This is a genomic window from Bartonella sp. AP30XZML, assembly GCF_042195945.1.
In the GTDB taxonomy this organism is placed as follows: Bacteria; Pseudomonadota; Alphaproteobacteria; order Rhizobiales; family Rhizobiaceae; genus Bartonella.
The window spans coordinates 1-18,026 of record NZ_JBHIPJ010000025.1 but is presented as its reverse complement, the minus strand read 5'-3'; the positions used below and the strand labels follow the sequence as shown (position 1 = coordinate 18,026).

The following is an 18,026-nucleotide window of genomic DNA, read 5'->3' as shown; positions in this document are numbered from 1 at the left end:
GGATTTGCAAGGTTAGCCGTTTTAGTATCGCGTACGGCTTTTAAATGTTCATTGAAGACAAAAGATAAGGGGCGGGTGGGAGCCCTTCCCCTTATCAATAGTCTAAAATCAATACGAAAGGGGAATATACATGAAAAACGCGATAAATGCAACGGTCGATAAAAATCCTTGGGCGCGACCTAAAATCCAGCCCAATGGAACAGCACAAAACCGCAACAGTGATGACATTGCTTTATGGAATGAGCTTGTGGATTCAGTGAGAGCTTTGGGGCAAATGAATGATTGGTCGAAAGCAGAGGTGGCGCGACGCATAGGCATGCCGGATGGGACGTTTTCGCAATGGTATGCGGGCAGTTATGCGGGGCAATTGGGTAAGCAAAATGCAAAGGTTCAACAATGGGTTGAGGTTTTAAAGGAAACAGCGGGTTTTTTGGAGCGCATTCCTGAAAAGCCGGCTTTTCAGAGGAATCGAATTGCTAGTGAGATCATTGATACTTTTACACTGGCACAAAGTACGGGGGATATGGTGATGATTACGCTTGATGCGGGCAGTGGTAAGACCGAAACCTGCCGTCATTATCGCTCTACCCGCCCGCATGTTTATCTGGTGACAGCAAGCCCGCATACGCGCAGTGTTCACGGTATTTTGAATGATATGGCAGCAGAATTGGAGGTGGTGGAATATAATCCCACCCGCTTAACGCGTGCTATTGGCAAAAAGTTAGAGCGCGTGGGCAGTGGCACGTTGTTGATCGTTGATGAGGCGCAAAATTTAACGGATGAAGCGATTAATCAGTTGCGCCACTTTGTTGATATCAATGGTACGGGGTTGGCTTTGGTTGGCAATGATGAAATCTCTGGACGGTTGGTTCATCGTCAAAATGGTCCCTCTTATGCGCAAATTAAAAGCCGATTGGCGATGCATTTGAAACGGCGCAAGCCCTATAGTGAGGATATTGCGGCGCGCATTCATGATTGGGGGATTGAAGATGTTGGTGCGATAAAGTTTTTGACAGGGATAGGCTTAAAGGCTGGAGCTTTGCGGCAAATTGACAAAACCATGATGTTGGCACGCATGGCAGCGCTTGGAGATGGGTGTGAGGTAACCCTGAAACATGTCAAAGCGGCATGGAAAAACCGTGACGTGGAGGAATTGGCATGATCTCTTTATGCGACAAAGAATTATCCGATACGCTTTTTGGTCTTTATGACGATTATCAATGCGGTTTTGATATTGGAGAAAAGCTTAAATTGTGTGTTGATTTGGCGTTATTGCTTGAATTGGAGTTGAGTGTTCACCGTTTGGGGGAGGCCGATGCGATTTTGGAAGGCCAAGTTTCAGAAGTTTTGGCTGAGTGTGAAGGCTCTGATGCGGATGAGAGCAATCGTGTGATTTATATGGATTTTGGAGGAAGCAGATGATGGAACGCAACCCCTATATGGTGAGAGATAGCTTGATTGCTTTGCGCTCTGCCTTGTTAAAACATGAAATGGATGGGATTTTTATGCATGGACAAGATGTTCGAGAATTGAATGAGTATTTGCGTCGTTTGGCAGGCTATAACCACGTTTTAGGTCATGAGCTTATGCGGTGTCGTTGGCAATTGAAAGCGGGATGTGCGCCTTCTTCAGGGGATGTTGTGCCATTTCGTCGTTTTCAAAAAACACAGGAGGAAGTTGGTGATGAATCCACAAATTGAACTTGAAGGTACGCGTTATATGAAGGATGCGAAAGGGGCTTTGGTGCCGGTAAGTTTGATCCGCCCTGCGGATTTGTTAGAGGATGAAACGGTACGCAAAATTATGGGTTTTGCGAAAGAATTATCGGCAAGGATTGCGCGTTTTAACAACCATACGATTGCGGATTTGAGTGATTTTGATAGCTTGCTTGCGCAAGAATATGGTGTGGAGCGGCGTGGCAAAAAGGGCAATTGTACTTACACAAGCTTTGATGGTTTGCAACGTATTAAGGTGCAAGTTCAGGAAAGTGTTGATTTTGGACCGCAATTGCAAATTGCCAAAAGCCTTCTTGATGAATGTTTGAATGAATGGTCTGCGGATGCGCGCCCTGAAATCCGTGCGATTATTACGCGTGCTTTTAATACGGATAAAGAAGGCAAGGTGAATCGAGGGGAGATCTTTATGCTGTTGCGTTTGGATATTGATGATCCACGCTGGAAAGAGGCGATGCGTGCCATTCGTGAAGCGATCCGTGTGACGACATCTAAGGAATATGTGCGTTTTTATGAGCGCGAAACATTAGAAAGCGCTTGGCATGCTGTGACCATTGATCTGGCGAAGACGTGAGGGGGTGAGATGTCTTTAGCTGTCCTTCATATGGGAAAACGCGCGTTAGGTCTTGATGATGAGACCTATCGCGCACTGCTCTATCGCTTAACAGGCAAGCAATCGGCGAAAGATTTGAGTGTTTTAGAGAAGCGTTTAGTCGTCGCTGAAATGAAAGCGTTTGGTTTTAAGCCGAATGGGAAGCTTTTAGAGGGTAAATATGCCAAGAAGCTCCAGGCGCTTTGGATTGCTGGATGGAATCTTGGCATTATTCGTGATCGTTCAGATAAGGCGTTGCTTGCCTTTGTGAAAAGACAGACAGGCGTTGATCATATTCGCTTTTTACGCGATAGCGATGATGCATGCAGAGCCATTGAGGCGTTGAAAGGTTGGTTGCAGCGTGAGGGTGGGGTTGACTGGAGAGGGAAAAACCGCGAAGATTCATGGAGGAAGAAACCAAGCATTTCCATTTTATGTGCCCAATGGAAGTGTTTAAATCCGGATGCTGTGTTTGAGCTTGGGGCTTTTCATCAAAGTGTTATGGCGTTAAGTGGTAAAGCTTTGGGCGAGATGAATGGGAACGATTTTAGAGAAGTGATGAATGTTTGGGGGCGGAAAATCCGTAAAAGTGTAAAAAGCGAGGGGTAAGCATGTATGCAAGAGGAAGTCTATAGCGATTTTCCTGCCTTATTGCGTGAAATAGCTGATGTTGCGGGCAGTGAAGCAGCATGGAATATGATGCGGGCTTTTGGTGGACGAGAAGTTTATATACCTGGGCGTCTTGAGAGTGCGGATTGGTTGATTGAGATTGTTGGGTTTGAAGAAGCGCAGCAATTGATCAACTATTTTTGTTTTAATGGTTCGGGAGTGCGCCTTCTTATCCCCCTTGGCAGAGATGCTGAACGGCGGCAAAAAATGGTGCAAGCGTTGCAAAAAGGCTGGTCGGTGGATGCTGCCGCTGCTGTTTCTGGTATGCATGTGCGTACAGCCTATCGCTTGAAGAAGAAAATATCTTTGCAAGAACCACAAGGTTCGTTATTTCCAGAGTTTTATGAGTATTGAGAGTTTTGACTGACAGTGTCAGGCTTATATTGGGGGGTGGAGATCCGATAAACTGCGCATGGATTTTTATGCATTGAGTGGTTTGTTATGATTTCAATAGATGCTTCTTTTCTTCACCGCCTTGCGCCTAAACTGGCGCATCATGCGCGTCAAGATTTTATTATTGTTGAAATGGCACGCGTGTTGCCTGAAGTTTTATCCTATGGGGCACTCACAACACCGTTGCGTATTGCACATTTTTTAAGCCAATGTGCCCATGAGAGTGATGGCTTTTTTACCCTGCGTGAATATGCCTCTGGGCGTGCTTATGAGGGGCGGCGTGATTTAGGCAATATCAACCCTGGTGATGGGGTGCGCTTTAAGGGGCGTGGTTTGATCCAGTTGACGGGGCGCAATAATTATCGCCGTTTTACGAGGTTTTGGTGCTCAGTCGATAAACAAGCGGTTGATTGTGAAGATTTTCCAGAAGAGTTGGAAAAGTTTCCAGCAGCGCTTTGGTCTGCTGTTTGGTTTTGGCAAATGAAAGGCTTGAATAGGCTGGCTGATCAAGATGATTATCTCAGGATTACCAAGGCGATCAATGGGGGCAAGAATGGACTTGTGCAACGTTTGATTTATTTGAACCGCGCCAAAAAGCTTTTGGGGCTTGGAGGCGAGGTGAAAGCATGAAGCCCTCTTATCGTGGTTCTAGGCTCTATTTATGGTGGTCTTTTTGGTTTGCTTGGGGGGTTATTTTTTTGCTCGTTTCTGGTGGTTTGTGGGGGGCTCCGCATATTGTTGATATGGCGAGCATTTCTATTCCTTCGATGGTGGCGATTATTGTTGGCAATCTGGGGGTGCATCGTGGCTTTGGCTCGTTGGATTTTTCTAATAGGAAACATTCCCATAAGCGGCATAGCCGCTCCTATGATGGGGTGGAGATAACGGGGTGGGGAGATAAAAGCAATGTTTAGCGCTGTTTCAAAACTGTCTTTTGGTCTGCTTTTTTTTGTCAGTGTGATGTTGGCGGCTTTTGGCTTTATGAAAGCGCAAATTTTAAAAGCGGAAAAGGCGCGTGATTTGTATTGGCAGTTGGAGATTGCCAAGGCTTCCGAAAAAGCACAGCTTGATCTGGAGCGACAAAGGCAAGCTGGGTTGGAAGCTGAGCATCGAGCGCAAGGGGTGATTTCGGCTTTAGAACAAAAGCTTATCAAAATGGAGGAAGTCAATGGGAAGTTGCCGGTTACTGTCGGTGGCATTGGGCTTGAGCGTGTGCGCTTGCTCAACACACAAGCCGGTGGGTAGCCTTTCTTATCATTTTTTATCGGTTGAATTGCCGCCTGTTGTTCGCATGGCGTGTTCCCGCCCAGCTTTATTGCCAGAGCGTGCTTTGAATGCGCGCGAAGTGGTGCACTATTGGGGGCGTGATCGTGCTGCTTTATTGATTTGTGAACAGCGCAGAAAAGCTGCGGAGAGGGCGATTTTAGGCACAAGAGAGGGGACTTTTAAGTGAACTTGGATATCAGTGTTGCCAATGGCTGGTTGTCTTTATTGTTATCGGTTATTGCGATTTGTGGGGTTTTGAGAGCCTATTTTTCTTCCGGTGCGCGGGAAATGCTGAAAGATATCACGGCGCTTAAAGAGCGTGTGCAAAAGTTAGAAACAGAGATGGATTTTTTGCCTGATCGTGATGCGCTGCAAAGATTGGAAGTAAATATGGAGAAATTGAATGGTCGTCTCAACACGCTTTCTGCACAATTACAACCGGTGGCAGCCATTGGTGAGCGCTTGCAAGAGTTTTTGTTGGAGAATGCCAAGAAATGAAAGCAGATATGGATAAAATCATCCGTGAAGAAGCGCGGTTGATTATTTTAAAAGGGCTTGCTTGTGAGCGCAGTGAAACTTTATCGAGTGCGATGATTGAGCGGCTTTTATACAGTTATGGCATCAGGCGCGATCGCGACTTTGTGCATAATGAACTGGCATGGATGGAAGATCAAGGTGCTGTTACGTTAAAATGTGTGGGTTCGGTTTTTCTTGCGGCATTAACAGAACGGGGAGCACGTCATTTAGACCGAAGCTTTTCCATTGAGGGGATTAAGCGGCCTAAACGTTCATCAATAAAATATGAGGTGAAGGATGCGCAAGGTCGGGCGTGGACGTTTAACGGCGATTGATTTATTGCCGCAAGCTTGTGATCAAATCATTGCAGAGGCGGCTGAGGCTTTAAACGGGCGTGAAAAGACGCAAAAAGCCATTTATGATGAATTTAAAGCAGCTTTGAAGGCTTTACGAAAGGAAACGGGTTTAAGCTTTTCTATACCCTCCTTTTCGAGTTTTAATCGTTATTCTTTGCGGCTAGCCGTGATGTCACGGCGCCTAGAACAGACAAGAGAAATTGCCGCAAGCCTTTCCAAGCGTTTTGATGCCAAAGCTTCTGATAATATCACTCTTTTGACGGCGGCAGCGATTAAGGAGTTGATTTTTTCAACGTTGAGCAGTGGGAAAAACCTTTCGCCAAAAGCAGCACAAGAATTAGCCAATGCGCTCAAAGGGGTTTTGGCGGCTGAACATTTGTCGACCACCAGACGGCAAAGATTAGAGAAAGATTTTACCACTAAAGCAAGTAAAGCGGTTGATGTGGCAGCAGCAGCGGCGGGGCTCTCAGAAGAAACAGCGCGGGCTATACGTGCGCAGGTGTTGGGGGTAAAACATGGCTGAACAGCCCTTTTCAAAAAGTCATGTCTTTGATCATCAAGGTGGTTTTGATATTTGGCGGAAAAGTGCTTTTCCCAAAGAGAGTGATCCCTTAGCGGAAGGCGTTTTGATGGCGCATCAACGGGCATGGATTGAGGATAAATCACCGTTAAAATTGGTGGAAAAGGGGCGGCGCACCGGTATTACTTTTGCTGAAGCTTTGGATGATACTCTTATTGCGGCGGCAACCGTTAAGGCAGGGGGCGATAATGTTTTTTATATTGGTGACACCAGAGACAAGGGGCGTGAATTTATTGGCTATGTGAGCAATTTTGCCAGAGCCATTACAAGCCACAGTGGGGATGTGGAGGAATTTTTATTCTCTGATCAAAGGGCGGATGGTTCAACGAAATATATCTCTGCTTATCGGGTGCGTTTTGCTTCGGGATTTCGGGTTGAGGCGCTTTCTAGCCGCCCTGAAAACATTCGGGGGTTACAGGGCATTGTAGTGATTGATGAGGCGGCGTTTCATCAAGATGTGCGCGCTGTTTTGGATGCTGTCAATGCTTTGCTCATTTGGGGAGGAAAAATCCGTGTGATCTCCACCCATAATGGTGTACTCAATCCTTTCAATGAATTGATCCGTGAAGCACGAGCAGGCAAAGTGCCTTTTTCGGTGCATTGTTACCCCTTTGGTGTCGCTGTTAAAAATGGCTTGTTTAAACGGGTTTGTGCCATGAAGGGGGAGGTGTGGAGTTTAGCATCTGAGCAACAATGGGAAGAGCAAATTCGTGCCTCTTATGGGGTGCGTTTGGCTGCTATGCGCCAAGAATTAGATGCCATACCAGCCGACCAAGAAGGGGCGGCTTTAACACGTTTGCAGATTGAAAATTGTTGTGTTCCGGGTATTGCGGTGTTGCGTTTTGCTTGTGTGGATGATTTTAAAAATCAATCGGAACATCAACGAAGTGTTGCTGCTTTTGCTTGGTGTGAGAAGCATATAAAACCTCTTCATGCTGGGCTTGACCGGCGGCGCCAACATGTTTTTGGCGTTGATTTTGCCCGCAGTGGTGATGCCACCTCCATTGTGGTGATGGAGGTGGGACAAGATTTGGTGCGCCGTGTACGGTTTATGGTGGAATTGCGCAATACGCCGTTTGATCAACAAAGAGAGATTTTATTTTATGGGGTGAATGGTTTGCCGCGTTTGATGGGCGGCGCGTTAGATGCGCGGGGCAATGGGGCTTATTTAGCCGAAAAAGCGGCGCAACGTTATGGGGCTTGTGTGAGGGAAGTTCCCTTGTCACAAAGTTGGTATGGCAAGGAAATGCCGGCTTATTTAGAAGCTTTTGGGGATGGGACGATTGTTTTGCCGCGCGATAGTGACATTGTTGCCGATCATCAAGCGCTTGCTTATGTCAATGGCATTGTGAAAATTCCAGACAATCACCGTTTTAAAGGCAGTGACGGTTTTATGCGCCATGGTGATAGCGCGATTGCTTGCGCTTTGGCTTATTTTGCCAGCCGCCAAACTCCTGAAATTTATGATTATACACCTGTGAGAGAGGCTTATCGTTTTGATGAAAGCTCGCTCTTTTCAACGCCTTTTTTTTCAACAATGCGATCAAAGATTTATTGATGGGATGATGAGATGGTAAAACTTTTAGATCAGTGGGGCAGGGCGCTTAATATCAAAGGGTTGGAGCGAGAAGTTGCAAGCCCTACCGTTGGCGGTGTTCGTGATGTATGGTCACAAACCATTGTCAGTGGTCTGACCCCTGCGCAACTTGCTGATATTTTGCAACAGGCAGCACGGGGGCATCCAGAGCAGTTTTTTCAACTTGCCGATGATATGGAAGAGCGTGATTTGCATTATCGTGCTGTGCTTGGCATGCGTAAAAATGCTCTCACAGGGGTGGAGCCTGGAGTGATTGCCGCAAGCAACAGTGCACAGGACAAAAAGATAGCAGATGCGGTGCGGGAAGTGATTAGTGCGCCTACCTTTGTTGATGATTATGTCACGGATTTGTTAGATGCTTTGGGAAAAGGCTATGCGGTTGTTGAAACTTTGTGGGACAAGAGTGCCAAGGAATGGTGGCCGGTTGCTTGGAAATGGCGTGACCAGCGGTTTTTTCAATTGGATCGGCGGGATGGTTTTCATTTGCGTTTAAAAGAAGAGGGGTCTTTTAATGGAAGTGAATTGCCTGCTTATAAATTTTCTATTCACAGACCCAAGTTGAAAAGCGGTTTGCCTATTCGTTCTGGGCTTGCGCGGCTTGCAGCTTGGGCATTTTTGTTTAAGTCTTATACCTTGAAAGATTGGATGGCTTTCTTAGAAGTTTATGGCATGCCTTTGCGTGTGGGTAAATATGGGGCAAGTTCTTCTCATGAGGAACGGCGGGTTCTCATTCAAGCGGTGCGTGATTTATCCAGTGATGCGGCAGCGATTATTCCCAAAGAAATGGAGATTGAATTTATTGAAGCGGCAGGGGGCAGTGGCAATGCGGTTTTTGGTGTCAAAGCGGAATATTTAGATCGGCAGATTTCTAAAGGGGTATTGGGGCAAACCATGACGACGGATGATGGTTCGTCCTTTTCGCAAGCACGCATTCATGAAAATGTACGCCATGATATTGCAAGAGCTGATGCACGCCAATTAGCCTTGACAGCTAATCGTGATTTGATTGTGCCCTTTGTTGAGATTAATTTTGGGCGCCAAGAGCGCACTCCCCTTGTCTATTGGCCGATTTCAGAAAATGAAGATATTAAAGCCATCAGTGACGCTTTGGAAAAACTTGTGCCCTTGGGTTTGCGTGTTGGGGCGCAAGAAGTGCGCAATAAGATTGGCTTTTCGCAACCAAAAAAGGAAGAGGATGTTTTAAAGGCTCCTGATAATTCGCTTGATGATGAGAGGGGACAAGAGGATGGTGAGGCAAGACAAAAAGCTCATGTTTGTGCTGATTGTGGAGGTGTTTTTGATGTTTCTGTGACAAGAGAGGACAAGGGTGGAAAAGAGCAGGGTGGGAAACATCACGACGAATTGGACCGGCTTTCACAAGAAGCTTTAAGCGACTGGGAAGAGGATTTAGAACCCCTTTTAGAGCCTTTTAAAAAGCTTGTGAGAGAGGCTAAAAGTTATGAGGATATCCTAAAAGGCTTAGATGAATTATTGGGTGAGATGGATCATCACGCATTAGCAGCACGCTTGGCAAAGGTGCAAATGATTGCACGTGGGCTTGGGTATCATGGATGAGGAACTTTTTAAAACCGCCCCTAAAGAGGTCACCCGTTATTTTGAAGCCAAGGCACTTGTTCCAAGCTTTGATTGGCGTGATATAGCCCCAGAAGAACATGCCTTTTCCTTTACGGTGGCAAAATCGCTAGGCTATGACATTTTAGAAGATTTTCAACAAGCGGTTGGAGAAGCCATAAAGCATCAAGTTCCTTTTCAAGAGTTTCAAAAAAATCTGATGCCGATTTTACAAGAAAAGGGTTGGTGGGGTAAAAAGACCAGCATTGACCCCAAAACTGGTGAAAAGAGCGTGGTACAATTGGGCAGCCCGCGACGCTTAGAGACGGTCTATTGGGCCAATACCATGAGTGCGCATGCAGCAGGTGAGTGGGAGCGCACACAAAATAATAAAGAATTTTTGCCCTATCTCACTTATGCTTTGTCCAGTTCAGAACATAAACGTTTAGAACATGAAAGTTGGGTGGGGTTTACCGCACCTGTTGATGATCCGGTTTGGGATTGGCTTTATCCGCCCAATGGCTGGCGGTGTAAATGCAGTGTGCGACAGGTAAGCCGTTATGAGGCAGACAATTTAGGCTATGAAGAGGATTCGCTACCACTTCAAGTGGAACAGAAAGTTTGGCACAATAAGCGAACGGGGAAAGTTGAGAAGATACCAAAGGGGATTGATCCTGGTTGGCATTCTAATCCTGGGAAACATCGCGCGCAAAATTTAAGCCGTTTTTTGAGTGATAAAGTCTCTGTGATGGGGGACAATCGAAAACGCATTGCCATTGAAGATATTGTGGGTTCGCCGCTTTTGGAAGCGATGTTTGAGGGACGTATGCCTCGCGGATTTATTCCTATTGCCCCAATGGCGCAAAAGGTGGGTGATGTTTTTGCAGCGGACGGTTCTCTTATTCGCTTATCTTCAGACAGTGTGAAACATATTTTGTTAGAGCATCAAGCGCGTGATCTTCGCTTGGATGATTTTCGTGGCGCCATTCAAACATTCATAAAACCTCATGGCATTATCAGGCGAAAAGGTGTACCGAGCGTTGTGTTTTTGGGTGAAAATGATGGGGTATGGTGGCGCTTAGCGGTTAAATTCGTAGCAAGCAAACAAGAATGGTGGTTGACTTCCATGCATAAAAAAAGCTCTAGAGAAATTGGACGCTTATTGGATGCGGCTGAAAAAAAGGGCGAGAGGTTGTTGTAAAGAAAACAACAGGAAGAAAGTCTTGTGTTCTTAACGGAAAAGAGGCGAGGAAAATGAGAAGGCGTGGAGGGCGGTCAACTCCTCGCAGATCCGGTAAAGCCGTCCTGGTATAACTGGCTGACGCCTCGAAGATAATGTAACAGTTTAAAAGTTTAAAAGCAATCTCTCAAAAAACGACTTGAGAAAAACCATGTTGGCTTTTGTGAAGAGAGTCGATGCGTGAGAAAATAAGAAGGCGTGGAGGGCGGTCAAATCCTCGCAGATCCGGTAAAACCGTCCTGGCAAAACTGGCTCACGCCTTACATTCAATGATATAATGTTTTTAAGCCAAAAAGCAATCTTAAAAAAAACGGCTTGAGAGAGGCTTTTTTGTATAAGGCGATAAATTGTACCTCTCACTTCACAACGGCGCTCTATCGTCTTTGAAGTGCCTTTGAAAACGATTTTATGGGATGGTTTGGTACGGGGGGTTCTCTCACAAGGAGAAGAATAGGGAAAAGAGTGCTTTTTTGAGAAATGCTCTTTTGACTGACAGTGTCAGACTTATAGTGGGAGTAAGTTTCATGCATTGTATTGCCAATGACAATTGTAAAGCAATAGGCAATGTATGGAACAGGAATTTCACGAAGATCAAAAAGATGGGGATGCCCAGACATTTTATGATGGGACATTTCATGCTGCGTTAATAGATCTCTGTCCAGACGTTTTATGCCAAGACATTTCATGTGAAGACGCCACCATTAGCCAAGCGCCTGAGTGGGTAGAGTTGTTGCCCAAAGCGCCCCATGTGAAGGCACGTGATGGACGAGAATGGCATTATCGTCCGCAAACCATTTTAAAAGCTTTTGCAGCCAATAAAGGACCGCTTGTGATTGATTATGAACATGGGCAACATCACCGTGCGAAAAATGGTTTAGAAGCGCCGGCAAGTGGCTGGATTGAAGAATTAGCAGAGCGGGATGGTGCGATTTGGGGGCGGGTTAAATGGACGGATATGGCCGCTAAAAAGATTGTTTCCCAAGAATATCGCTATCTTTCGCCGGAGTTTCGCCATTCGAAGAAAGGTGAAATTTTAAATTTAGCCGGTGCTGGACTGGTCAATCGTCCAGCCCTTGTCATGACGGCTTTAAGCCGTGAACAGCCTTCCCCTATAACTTTGACGGAGAAAATGATGGATTTGACAGCCATTGCCAGTGCTCTGGAGCTGGCAGAAGATGCTAAAGCGGATGAGATTTTAGCAACGCTTAAAGCGCGCGAAAAAGAACGCGTGGAACTTTGTGCTCAATTGACAAAAGCGCGAGAAGATTTAGCGTTTTTGCAAGAAGAGCAGAAAAATACGGCTATTGAGAGCCTTTTAGACAAGGCTATTGAAGAGGGCAAAATTTTGCCGGCTGCCCGCGAGGAGTATCGTGCGCTCTGTAGCCTTAAAGGGGGCATGGAGCATTTTAAAAGTTTGGTTGAGAAGTTGCCGGCTCTTGCCGCTAGGAGTCCTTTGGAGAACTCTTGTCTCAAGCAAGAACCAAAGCTTGCGCCAGAAGAGATTGCTGTTGCGGCACGCCATTATCAGGAAGAGCAGAAGCAAAAAGGCTGGGATATCACCATTAGCCAAGCAGTTGATTATATTTGTGAACAAAAGGAGCGCCAATCATGAGTACGATGATTTTAATTAAATCTTTTCGCGCCATAGATGTGATCTCACCTTATTGTATTGTTGCAGCGCGTAGCGAGGGAATGGTGGCAACGGCTTCTGGAAAGGGTGATAAATTATTAGGCACTGCGGGCTCTTGTGGAGCAAAGGCTGGTGAGATGCTTGATGTTGGTCAATGTGGCTGGGGCGAAGTGATCTGTGGGGGCAATGTTTCCTTTGGTGATTTTTTGACCTCTGACCCCAAAGGGCACGCCATTAAAGCGGAAGCCGCAGATCGCACGATTGGTATTGCCATGAGTGATGGTTCTGCTGGTGATGTTATTTCTTTTAAAATTAATTAATCGAGGCTTATGATGAACAGACCTTTTCCTATTGATCCAACCTTAACGGCTATTGCTATTGGGTATCGCAATCCAGCAGGCTCTCTTATTGGCGATAGAGTTTTACCCCGTGTTGGTGTTTTAAGTGAGGTGTTTAAATATAGTGAATTTCCTTTAGCAGAAAATTTTACCGTGCCTGAACTTGAGGTTGGGCGAAAAGGGCGCCCGAATGTGGTGGAATTTTCTGCCTTTGAACGGGAAGCCAGTGTCAAAGATTACGGACTTGATGATCTTATCCCCAATTCAGATATTGAAGCAGCGGCACGCGCACGGGCGGAGCGACGCTCTCGTTATAACCCCGAAAAGACAGCTGTAGAGGGACTTGCCAATTTGCTAGAATTGGGGCGTGAAGTGCGTGTTGCAGCCCTTGTGCAAAGAAGTGAAAATTACGCACCAGAGCGCGTGATAACTCTCAAAGGTGAGAATAAATTCAGTGACTATGAAAAATCTGACCCTTATGCCACTTTAGATGAAGCGATGGATAAAAGTCTCGTCTATACGCCCAACACCATTGTGATGGGTAAAGTTGTTTGGTCAAAACTCAAACGTCATCCCAAAATCATTAAAGCCGTTAAAGGGGGTGGCACTGCTGATGGTTTTGTCACCAAGGCGCAATTTGCTGATCTGATGGAAATACACCCCGATCGTTTACTCATTGGTGAATCGCAAGTGAATTTGGCACGTAAAGGGCGTTCGGCACAATTGGCACGCGTTTGGGGCAATAAGATTGCACTGCTTTATATTGACCCCACCAAACAACAGGCAGATGGATCGGTCATCAGTTGGGGCTTTAGTGCCTAGTTGGGTGAACGTTTGTCTGGAGTGATCAATGATCCAGATATCGGCTTATCAGGCGGTAAACGGGTGCGTGTGGGGGAACGCGTGTGTGAATTGGTCGCTGCAAAAGATGCCGGCGTTTTGTTGCAAGAAGTTGTCTAAGGGAAACTTTTAAACATGGCTTATGCAAGCAAAACATTGATTGAAGAGCTCTGGGGTGATGACTTCTTGGATGATTTGTGCGGGATGGATGAGAGTTCTGATCCAGTTTTTTCAGAGCAAGCCATTGCCCGCGCGCTCGAACAGGCAAGCGGTGAGATTGATGTGCATCTGTCTCATCGCTACTGCGTCCCCATTGCTGGACAGCCGGCGGCTCTGGGGATGATCTGTGTCAATATTGCTGTTTATAATTTAGCCATACGCCATACGGCACTGACCACGACCATTGAAGATCGTTACAAACAGGCGGTTGAACTCTTGAAACGCATTGCGGAAGGCAAAGCGGGTTTAGGCATAGATGAGCCTAAAATTATGAGCGAAGATGGTCCCGTGCGTGATGGGGCTTTTTTCCATGCTAAGCCGCGTTTGATGGGAAGATAACATGTCTGTTTCAACCCATATTGAGATTAAAGAGACAGGGCTTGAAGCGGCTTTATCCTTTTTACAAAAGAGGGCTTATGCCCCGATGGGAACTTTAGCACAAGGGGTTGGGCGCCTTATCCAAGAGAGTACTAGACGGCGGATTCAAAGTGAAAAAACCTCCCCCCAAGGAGAAAAGTGGAAAAACAACCATGCCCGTACCTCCATTCTTTTTGCCAGTGGGGCGCTTTCACGCTCCATTGATATGAAGGCTTCACCAGAAAAGGTGATTGTGGGGAGTGGGTTGGTTTATGCGCGGATTCATCAATTGGGAGGGGTTATTCGCCCCAAAAAGGGCAAGACATTGCGCTTTTTCCTTAAAAGCAGCAAAGCACAGCGTTTTGTTTGTGTGCCTCAAGTGACCATGCCGGCACGCCCTTATTTAGGGCTTTCAGAGCAGAATAAAGTGGAAATTGTCAAAGCGGCAGAAGATTGGTTGGGAAGGGTCTTTTCATGAGTCAAATGGTCAAGCAAGCAGGGCGGATTAATGCGTTTCGTGAAGCGGTGATAAGAAGCCTTAAAGGCGCTTTGCCGGATGTGCGTGATTGCGCCTGTCAATTTGGACGCTTTAATTTAGAAGAACTGGAAACACAAATGCTTGTGGCACCAGCTGTGCGTGTTGCGGTGTTAGAAAGTCGCTTAACTTCTGTGGCTTCTGGACACATGAGTGCGGATCTTCATTTAGGGGCTTTTATTATTACCACGGGCAAAGAGCGTGATATCCAAAGTTGGCTTTTAGCAGAAGCTATCGCGGTTTTATGCCATAGCGGGCAATTGTGGGGCTTAACACATTTGAGTGTCCCGCGGGATGTCCAGATTGAACCGATTATCTCTGCGGCGATTAAGCAGCGTGGTGTATCGATCAGTGTGGTGGAATGGCACCAAGATTTGCATCAGTTGGGACATGATATTTTTTGTGATGAAGGACAACTCAAAAGTGGTTTGATTTCATGGGACAATGAGGTGGGGCATGAATGATGCACATCTCTTAAGTGATACCTTTCGACAAATCATGAAGCGTCTTGATGCGCTTGAACGCTGTCTTGCCAACCAGCACATGATCGGGCGGGTTGTGCAAGTTGATGGCCATAGGGTGCGGGTGAAACTTTCCGAACAGGGTTCCAATGGACAAGCGGTTTTATCGCCTTGGCTACAAGCGCAAGAAGCTTCTGGCACTCTCTCAAGCAATATGCCCCTCCATGTTGGTGATCCGGTGCGGTTGTTAAATCCCCATGGCGAAATTGGTTCTGCCTCTCTGGTGGTGCGCGATAGCTATAGTGAGGATGCACCTAATCCCGCACGCTCGCCGCAAGAACTTGCTCTGTGTTATGCGGGTGGCGCTTTGCGGATGACAAAAGATGAGCTCATTCTCTCCCATGGGGAAAATCAAATTCATTTGAGTGCACAAGGTTTGGTGCTTTCTCATCAAGCAACCCGTGTTGAATTAACGGGCAGTGTGCATATTCAAGCAGAAGATTTGCAGCACAATCAAAAATCTGTTGGCGCAAGCCACAAACACGGTGGGGTCAAAATGGGTCCCTCCACAACCTCTTCCCCTCTTTAAAGGAGTTTTATCATGCGTGAGAACACTTATGTTATTTTAACCAATGCCGATTTTGTTGCAGGCAAGCGTTCACCGGGCAAGGGTGAGGAAATTTGTTTAAGTGAGGAAGAGGCTAAATATCCGTTGCTGCTTGGTCAGATCGCTGAAAAAACAGCCCCTGTTGTTGCAGCGGCCCCAACTGTTTCTACCACAAAGACAAGCAAAGGAGCTTAAAGCATGCGGTGCGGGATGAGCGAAAAGGATGGCTCTCTTTTATATGGCTTTGCGCATTGTCAACAGTCACTCCGTAAATGTCTGACGACAAGAATTGGGACACGGGTTTTGCGTCGTCATTATGGATGTGATGTTGGAGCATTCCAAGATGCCAATGCTGATCCTGCGACGATGATGCAGCTTTATCAAGCAATTGTTGAAGCACTCGATGATCCAGAGTGTGGAGAGCCTGGGTTTTCGTTGCAGAGGATTGATCTGACAAAAGCAACGCGTGAAGGCACATTCCATTTTGTTTTAACGGGTGTTTTTTATCCCAATGGGCATTTGGGGGATTGGTCACATAAAGAGCCAATGAGCATCAATTTAGAGGTTGGTGATGACTGAGTTTGAACCTTTATCCATTCCACAACTCCCTCTGCCACAAATTATTGAAGAGCTTTCTGTTGAAGCAATTTTAGAGCAAAAGATCACGCGTTTGACTGAGCTTTTTGCGGCGCATCATATTCCTTATAATGTGGAAAAGACGGCTTATGATCCGGTGGTCATTCAATTACAAGCGGCGGCTTATGAAGAGTTGCTCTTGCGCCAGCGAATTAATGAAGTGGCGCGAGATAATTTACTCACATTTGCGCGTGGAACAAGTTTAGATCATTTGGGGGATTTTCATGGGGTCACGCGCCTTTTGGATGAAGATGATGAGCGTTTGCGCCGCCGCATTCGTTTGAATAGACAAGGGCATTCCACAGGTGGCACAGCGCCACGTTATCAATATTTTGCCCTCTCAAGCGATATCCATGTCAAAGATGCTTTTGTTTATCGTGAGGGTAAAAGTCCGCTTATTCATGTTGCGCTTTTCAGTGACGCCCCTTCAGGGGTGGCTGATGAGGCTTTAATTGCCAAGGTGCAAGCAGCCCTTGATGCCCCCCATGTTAAAATGACCAATGACCACATCCTTGTGAAAAGCGCGGTACAGCGGATGATCAATGTTTCTGCTGATTTTTGGTTGTTACCGGATGAAGGCTCCTTTGTTTTGGAAAGAGCGGAGCAGAATTTAAGAGCAGAATGGGCGCGTGCGCAAAGGCTTGGGCGTGATCTGTCTTTAAGTTGGATACTAAGCCACCTGATGGTTGAGGGCGTTCACCATGTGAACATAACGCACCCTTGTGAGGATATTTTGGTCGCACCTGATGAAGCTGTAGCTTTGGGGGATATTGTCTTGTCTGAACGGGGGCGTGCTTATTGATGCTTTCCTCACTTTTGCCCCCAAATTCAAGCTTGTTTGAACGTTGTCTTGCTGACGCAATGGCTGTTGATCCTCAAGTTAAAAGGGCACTCGAAGATATTTCCCGTGCCAAATTAATCACGCGCCCCCCTTCTTGGTTACCCTCTCTCATTGATGAATATGGTTTGCAAGAATTAAGCCCTTATTTCTCTAACTCTTATGATTTGATTGACCAAGGACTTGCATGGCAAAATATTCGCGGCTCCCTTGCGGCAATAGAGATGGGGTTGAGATGGTTAGAGCTTTCCGCGCGTTTTAAGCCCGCATGGTCAGAGCGTGCATGGTGGAATTCCTTTCAACTTGAATTTAACCAGTTGCCTGAACGAACACAGCTTGAAGCCGTTGAAGCAATCGTGAGACTTTCCAAAAGTTTGCGCTCTGATTTTCGTCGTGGTGTTTATGGGTATGATGTTGGAGCTGTTGAAGGCAATATGTCACGCCTTGATGACAGCATGTTGGATTTTGAGAGTGGCATCTGTCTTACAGCTGGGGGAACTTTGTTTTCCTTTGGATGCACAACAGAAATCAATCATACCCTCACAAAAGAAGAAGGCAAGCTTATTGGCAATTGGATGGATGACTTTGACGAGGAGTTAAGCTGGAACCAAATTGATTACCCTTGGGATTTGGCAAATTTTCCCTGGTGTTCGGTCAAAAAACATGAACGCGATATACTCATGGCAGAGTGGTTCCAAAATCGTCCCCTTTATTTGGCTTTAAGAGACGCAAACAATACTCTGATTGGGTATCGCCGATGCAACATTATCCAGCCTGTAGAGCAGGTTTTAGAGGGTGTTTACAACCATTGTGGCAACAGATTTAACCCTTCCCCAACCGGCACTCTGTTGTTTCTGGCAGCCCGCACAGACTTTCATGATGTTGAGGACAAACAAGCCGCCGCTGTTTCCCTTCTCGTTCATGGCTCTCTTGCACAACAAACCCCTCCTGGCAAGCTTTGGCTTGGAGCTCATGAACTGCGTGGTGGTGTAGAAATTCTCAAAACACCGGTCAACATTCCTTTGCGTGCTGATGTTCGCGAACAATTCAA

At 46.3% G+C, this 18,026-nt stretch carries 26 protein-coding genes and 1 pseudogene; all 27 read left to right on the top strand.

The genetic code is table 11. The annotated features are described in order from the left end of the window. The first annotated feature begins 130 nt into the window (after positions 1-130). Positions 131-1,162: an AAA family ATPase gene (locus tag ACFIL2_RS01360; protein ID WP_375680571.1), complete on the top strand. Its 1,032-nt coding sequence runs from the start codon at positions 131-133 to the stop codon at positions 1,160-1,162. Further along, positions 1,159-1,422 (top strand): hypothetical protein, encoded by a 264-nt coding sequence (locus tag ACFIL2_RS01355; RefSeq protein WP_375680572.1) that lies wholly within the window; start codon positions 1,159-1,161, stop codon positions 1,420-1,422. Before ACFIL2_RS01360 ends, ACFIL2_RS01355 begins: the two co-directional genes overlap by 4 nt. Further along, positions 1,422-1,700 (top strand): hypothetical protein, encoded by a 279-nt coding sequence (locus ACFIL2_RS01350; RefSeq protein WP_375677135.1) that lies wholly within the window; start codon positions 1,422-1,424, stop codon positions 1,698-1,700. The genes ACFIL2_RS01355 and ACFIL2_RS01350 overlap by 1 nt, the downstream gene beginning before the upstream one ends. Further along, positions 1,684-2,307, top strand: coding sequence for a DUF3164 family protein (locus ACFIL2_RS01345; RefSeq protein ID WP_375679960.1), 624 nt, complete (start codon positions 1,684-1,686; stop codon positions 2,305-2,307). The genes ACFIL2_RS01350 and ACFIL2_RS01345 overlap by 17 nt, the downstream gene beginning before the upstream one ends. Before the next feature lie 9 nt (positions 2,308-2,316). Continuing rightward, a complete protein-coding gene (locus ACFIL2_RS01340; RefSeq protein WP_375680573.1) occupies positions 2,317-2,934 on the top strand; it encodes a regulatory protein GemA in 618 nt (205 codons plus the stop codon). A gap of 6 nt (positions 2,935-2,940) precedes the next feature. Beyond that, entirely contained in the window at positions 2,941-3,348 is a 408-nt protein-coding gene (locus ACFIL2_RS01335) for a helix-turn-helix domain-containing protein (protein ID WP_375614061.1), read from the top strand. A gap of 87 nt (positions 3,349-3,435) precedes the next feature. Continuing rightward, complete coding sequence (locus ACFIL2_RS01330) at positions 3,436-4,017, top strand: glycoside hydrolase family 19 protein (protein ID WP_375618799.1); 582 nt, start codon at positions 3,436-3,438, stop codon at positions 4,015-4,017. Further along, on the top strand, positions 4,014-4,301 hold the full coding sequence (locus tag ACFIL2_RS01325) for a hypothetical protein (protein ID WP_375618800.1): 288 nt from the start codon (positions 4,014-4,016) through the stop codon (positions 4,299-4,301). Before ACFIL2_RS01330 ends, ACFIL2_RS01325 begins: the two co-directional genes overlap by 4 nt. Then, the gene (locus tag ACFIL2_RS01320) at positions 4,294-4,632 is read left to right on the top strand and encodes a hypothetical protein (protein ID WP_375680574.1); all 339 of its coding nucleotides are present in this window, start codon (positions 4,294-4,296) and stop codon (positions 4,630-4,632) included. Before ACFIL2_RS01325 ends, ACFIL2_RS01320 begins: the two co-directional genes overlap by 8 nt. Then, a complete protein-coding gene (locus ACFIL2_RS01315; RefSeq protein WP_375607965.1) occupies positions 4,625-4,840 on the top strand; it encodes a hypothetical protein in 216 nt (71 codons plus the stop codon). The genes ACFIL2_RS01320 and ACFIL2_RS01315 overlap by 8 nt, the downstream gene beginning before the upstream one ends. Beyond that, the gene (locus ACFIL2_RS01310; RefSeq protein WP_375607966.1) at positions 4,837-5,151 is read left to right on the top strand and encodes a DUF2730 family protein; all 315 of its coding nucleotides are present in this window, start codon (positions 4,837-4,839) and stop codon (positions 5,149-5,151) included. Before ACFIL2_RS01315 ends, ACFIL2_RS01310 begins: the two co-directional genes overlap by 4 nt. After that, on the top strand, positions 5,148-5,504 hold the full coding sequence (locus tag ACFIL2_RS01305; RefSeq protein ID WP_375607967.1) for a hypothetical protein: 357 nt from the start codon (positions 5,148-5,150) through the stop codon (positions 5,502-5,504). The genes ACFIL2_RS01310 and ACFIL2_RS01305 overlap by 4 nt, the downstream gene beginning before the upstream one ends. Next, complete coding sequence (locus tag ACFIL2_RS01300; RefSeq protein WP_375640678.1) at positions 5,467-6,048, top strand: phage protein Gp27 family protein; 582 nt, start codon at positions 5,467-5,469, stop codon at positions 6,046-6,048. Before ACFIL2_RS01305 ends, ACFIL2_RS01300 begins: the two co-directional genes overlap by 38 nt. Further along, positions 6,041-7,663 carry a hypothetical protein gene (locus ACFIL2_RS01295; RefSeq protein ID WP_375680575.1) on the top strand — a complete coding sequence of 541 codons (1,623 nt, stop codon included), beginning with the start codon at positions 6,041-6,043 and terminating at the stop codon, positions 7,661-7,663. The genes ACFIL2_RS01300 and ACFIL2_RS01295 overlap by 8 nt, the downstream gene beginning before the upstream one ends. Positions 7,664-7,675: 12 nt before the next feature. Further along, the gene (locus ACFIL2_RS01290) at positions 7,676-9,277 is read left to right on the top strand and encodes a DUF935 domain-containing protein (RefSeq protein ID WP_375680576.1); all 1,602 of its coding nucleotides are present in this window, start codon (positions 7,676-7,678) and stop codon (positions 9,275-9,277) included. Further along, positions 9,270-10,475 (top strand): phage minor head protein, encoded by a 1,206-nt coding sequence (locus ACFIL2_RS01285; protein WP_375680586.1) that lies wholly within the window; start codon positions 9,270-9,272, stop codon positions 10,473-10,475. Before ACFIL2_RS01290 ends, ACFIL2_RS01285 begins: the two co-directional genes overlap by 8 nt. Before the next feature lie 607 nt (positions 10,476-11,082). Further along, complete coding sequence (locus ACFIL2_RS01280; RefSeq protein ID WP_375680577.1) at positions 11,083-12,126, top strand: phage protease; 1,044 nt, start codon at positions 11,083-11,085, stop codon at positions 12,124-12,126. Then, positions 12,123-12,464, top strand: a complete 342-nt coding sequence (locus ACFIL2_RS01275) for a hypothetical protein (RefSeq protein ID WP_375680578.1) — start codon at positions 12,123-12,125, stop codon at positions 12,462-12,464. Before ACFIL2_RS01280 ends, ACFIL2_RS01275 begins: the two co-directional genes overlap by 4 nt. Positions 12,465-12,476: 12 nt before the next feature. Then, positions 12,477-13,442 (top strand): annotated as a pseudogene (locus ACFIL2_RS01270) (capsid protein). Positions 13,443-13,457: 15 nt separating this feature from the next. Next, entirely contained in the window at positions 13,458-13,880 is a 423-nt protein-coding gene (locus ACFIL2_RS01265; protein WP_375627422.1) for a gp436 family protein, read from the top strand. Between the two features lies 1 nt (position 13,881). Next, complete coding sequence (locus ACFIL2_RS01260) at positions 13,882-14,376, top strand: phage virion morphogenesis protein (protein ID WP_375680579.1); 495 nt, start codon at positions 13,882-13,884, stop codon at positions 14,374-14,376. After that, a complete protein-coding gene (locus tag ACFIL2_RS01255) occupies positions 14,373-14,897 on the top strand; it encodes a hypothetical protein (RefSeq protein WP_375680580.1) in 525 nt (174 codons plus the stop codon). Before ACFIL2_RS01260 ends, ACFIL2_RS01255 begins: the two co-directional genes overlap by 4 nt. After that, complete coding sequence (locus tag ACFIL2_RS01250; RefSeq protein ID WP_375680581.1) at positions 14,890-15,483, top strand: baseplate assembly protein; 594 nt, start codon at positions 14,890-14,892, stop codon at positions 15,481-15,483. The genes ACFIL2_RS01255 and ACFIL2_RS01250 overlap by 8 nt, the downstream gene beginning before the upstream one ends. A gap of 12 nt (positions 15,484-15,495) precedes the next feature. Continuing rightward, positions 15,496-15,696 carry a hypothetical protein gene (locus tag ACFIL2_RS01245; protein ID WP_375680582.1) on the top strand — a complete coding sequence of 67 codons (201 nt, stop codon included), beginning with the start codon at positions 15,496-15,498 and terminating at the stop codon, positions 15,694-15,696. Positions 15,697-15,699: 3 nt separating this feature from the next. Next, on the top strand, positions 15,700-16,080 hold the full coding sequence (locus tag ACFIL2_RS01240; protein WP_375633729.1) for a GPW/gp25 family protein: 381 nt from the start codon (positions 15,700-15,702) through the stop codon (positions 16,078-16,080). Next, positions 16,073-16,939: a baseplate J/gp47 family protein gene (locus tag ACFIL2_RS01235; protein WP_375680583.1), complete on the top strand. Its 867-nt coding sequence runs from the start codon at positions 16,073-16,075 to the stop codon at positions 16,937-16,939. The genes ACFIL2_RS01240 and ACFIL2_RS01235 overlap by 8 nt, the downstream gene beginning before the upstream one ends. Further along, the coding region (locus ACFIL2_RS01230) for a phage tail protein (protein WP_375681671.1) at positions 16,939-18,026 on the top strand (1,088 nt) is incomplete at its 3' end. The genes ACFIL2_RS01235 and ACFIL2_RS01230, both read left to right, overlap by 1 nt.

Excerpts from the sequence above, each read along its gene's own strand:
- ACFIL2_RS01325 (WP_375618800.1), top strand. The coding sequence starts at position 4,014 with ATGAAGCCCTCTTATCGTGGTTCTAGGCTCTATTTATGGTGGTCTTTT.
- ACFIL2_RS01320 (WP_375680574.1), top strand. The coding sequence starts at position 4,294 with ATGTTTAGCGCTGTTTCAAAACTGTCTTTTGGTCTGCTTTTTTTTGTC.
- ACFIL2_RS01275 (WP_375680578.1), top strand. The coding sequence starts at position 12,123 with ATGAGTACGATGATTTTAATTAAATCTTTTCGCGCCATAGATGTGATC.
- ACFIL2_RS01335 (WP_375614061.1), top strand. The coding sequence starts at position 2,941 with ATGCAAGAGGAAGTCTATAGCGATTTTCCTGCCTTATTGCGTGAAATA.
- ACFIL2_RS01350 (WP_375677135.1), top strand. The coding sequence starts at position 1,422 with ATGGAACGCAACCCCTATATGGTGAGAGATAGCTTGATTGCTTTGCGC.
- ACFIL2_RS01360 (WP_375680571.1), top strand. The coding sequence starts at position 131 with ATGAAAAACGCGATAAATGCAACGGTCGATAAAAATCCTTGGGCGCGA.
- ACFIL2_RS01280 (WP_375680577.1), top strand. The coding sequence starts at position 11,083 with ATGGAACAGGAATTTCACGAAGATCAAAAAGATGGGGATGCCCAGACA.
- ACFIL2_RS01235 (WP_375680583.1), top strand. The coding sequence starts at position 16,073 with ATGACTGAGTTTGAACCTTTATCCATTCCACAACTCCCTCTGCCACAA.
- ACFIL2_RS01250 (WP_375680581.1), top strand. The coding sequence starts at position 14,890 with ATGAATGATGCACATCTCTTAAGTGATACCTTTCGACAAATCATGAAG.
- ACFIL2_RS01240 (WP_375633729.1), top strand. The coding sequence starts at position 15,700 with ATGCGGTGCGGGATGAGCGAAAAGGATGGCTCTCTTTTATATGGCTTT.
- ACFIL2_RS01305 (WP_375607967.1), top strand. The coding sequence starts at position 5,148 with ATGAAAGCAGATATGGATAAAATCATCCGTGAAGAAGCGCGGTTGATT.
- ACFIL2_RS01290 (WP_375680576.1), top strand. The coding sequence starts at position 7,676 with ATGGTAAAACTTTTAGATCAGTGGGGCAGGGCGCTTAATATCAAAGGG.
- ACFIL2_RS01260 (WP_375680579.1), top strand. The coding sequence starts at position 13,882 with ATGTCTGTTTCAACCCATATTGAGATTAAAGAGACAGGGCTTGAAGCG.
- ACFIL2_RS01355 (WP_375680572.1), top strand. The coding sequence starts at position 1,159 with ATGATCTCTTTATGCGACAAAGAATTATCCGATACGCTTTTTGGTCTT.
- ACFIL2_RS01330 (WP_375618799.1), top strand. The coding sequence starts at position 3,436 with ATGATTTCAATAGATGCTTCTTTTCTTCACCGCCTTGCGCCTAAACTG.
- ACFIL2_RS01255 (WP_375680580.1), top strand. The coding sequence starts at position 14,373 with ATGAGTCAAATGGTCAAGCAAGCAGGGCGGATTAATGCGTTTCGTGAA.
- ACFIL2_RS01245 (WP_375680582.1), top strand. The coding sequence starts at position 15,496 with ATGCGTGAGAACACTTATGTTATTTTAACCAATGCCGATTTTGTTGCA.
- ACFIL2_RS01295 (WP_375680575.1), top strand. The coding sequence starts at position 6,041 with ATGGCTGAACAGCCCTTTTCAAAAAGTCATGTCTTTGATCATCAAGGT.
- ACFIL2_RS01345 (WP_375679960.1), top strand. The coding sequence starts at position 1,684 with ATGAATCCACAAATTGAACTTGAAGGTACGCGTTATATGAAGGATGCG.
- ACFIL2_RS01285 (WP_375680586.1), top strand. The coding sequence starts at position 9,270 with ATGGATGAGGAACTTTTTAAAACCGCCCCTAAAGAGGTCACCCGTTAT.
- ACFIL2_RS01340 (WP_375680573.1), top strand. The coding sequence starts at position 2,317 with ATGTCTTTAGCTGTCCTTCATATGGGAAAACGCGCGTTAGGTCTTGAT.
- ACFIL2_RS01300 (WP_375640678.1), top strand. The coding sequence starts at position 5,467 with ATGCGCAAGGTCGGGCGTGGACGTTTAACGGCGATTGATTTATTGCCG.
- ACFIL2_RS01265 (WP_375627422.1), top strand. The coding sequence starts at position 13,458 with ATGGCTTATGCAAGCAAAACATTGATTGAAGAGCTCTGGGGTGATGAC.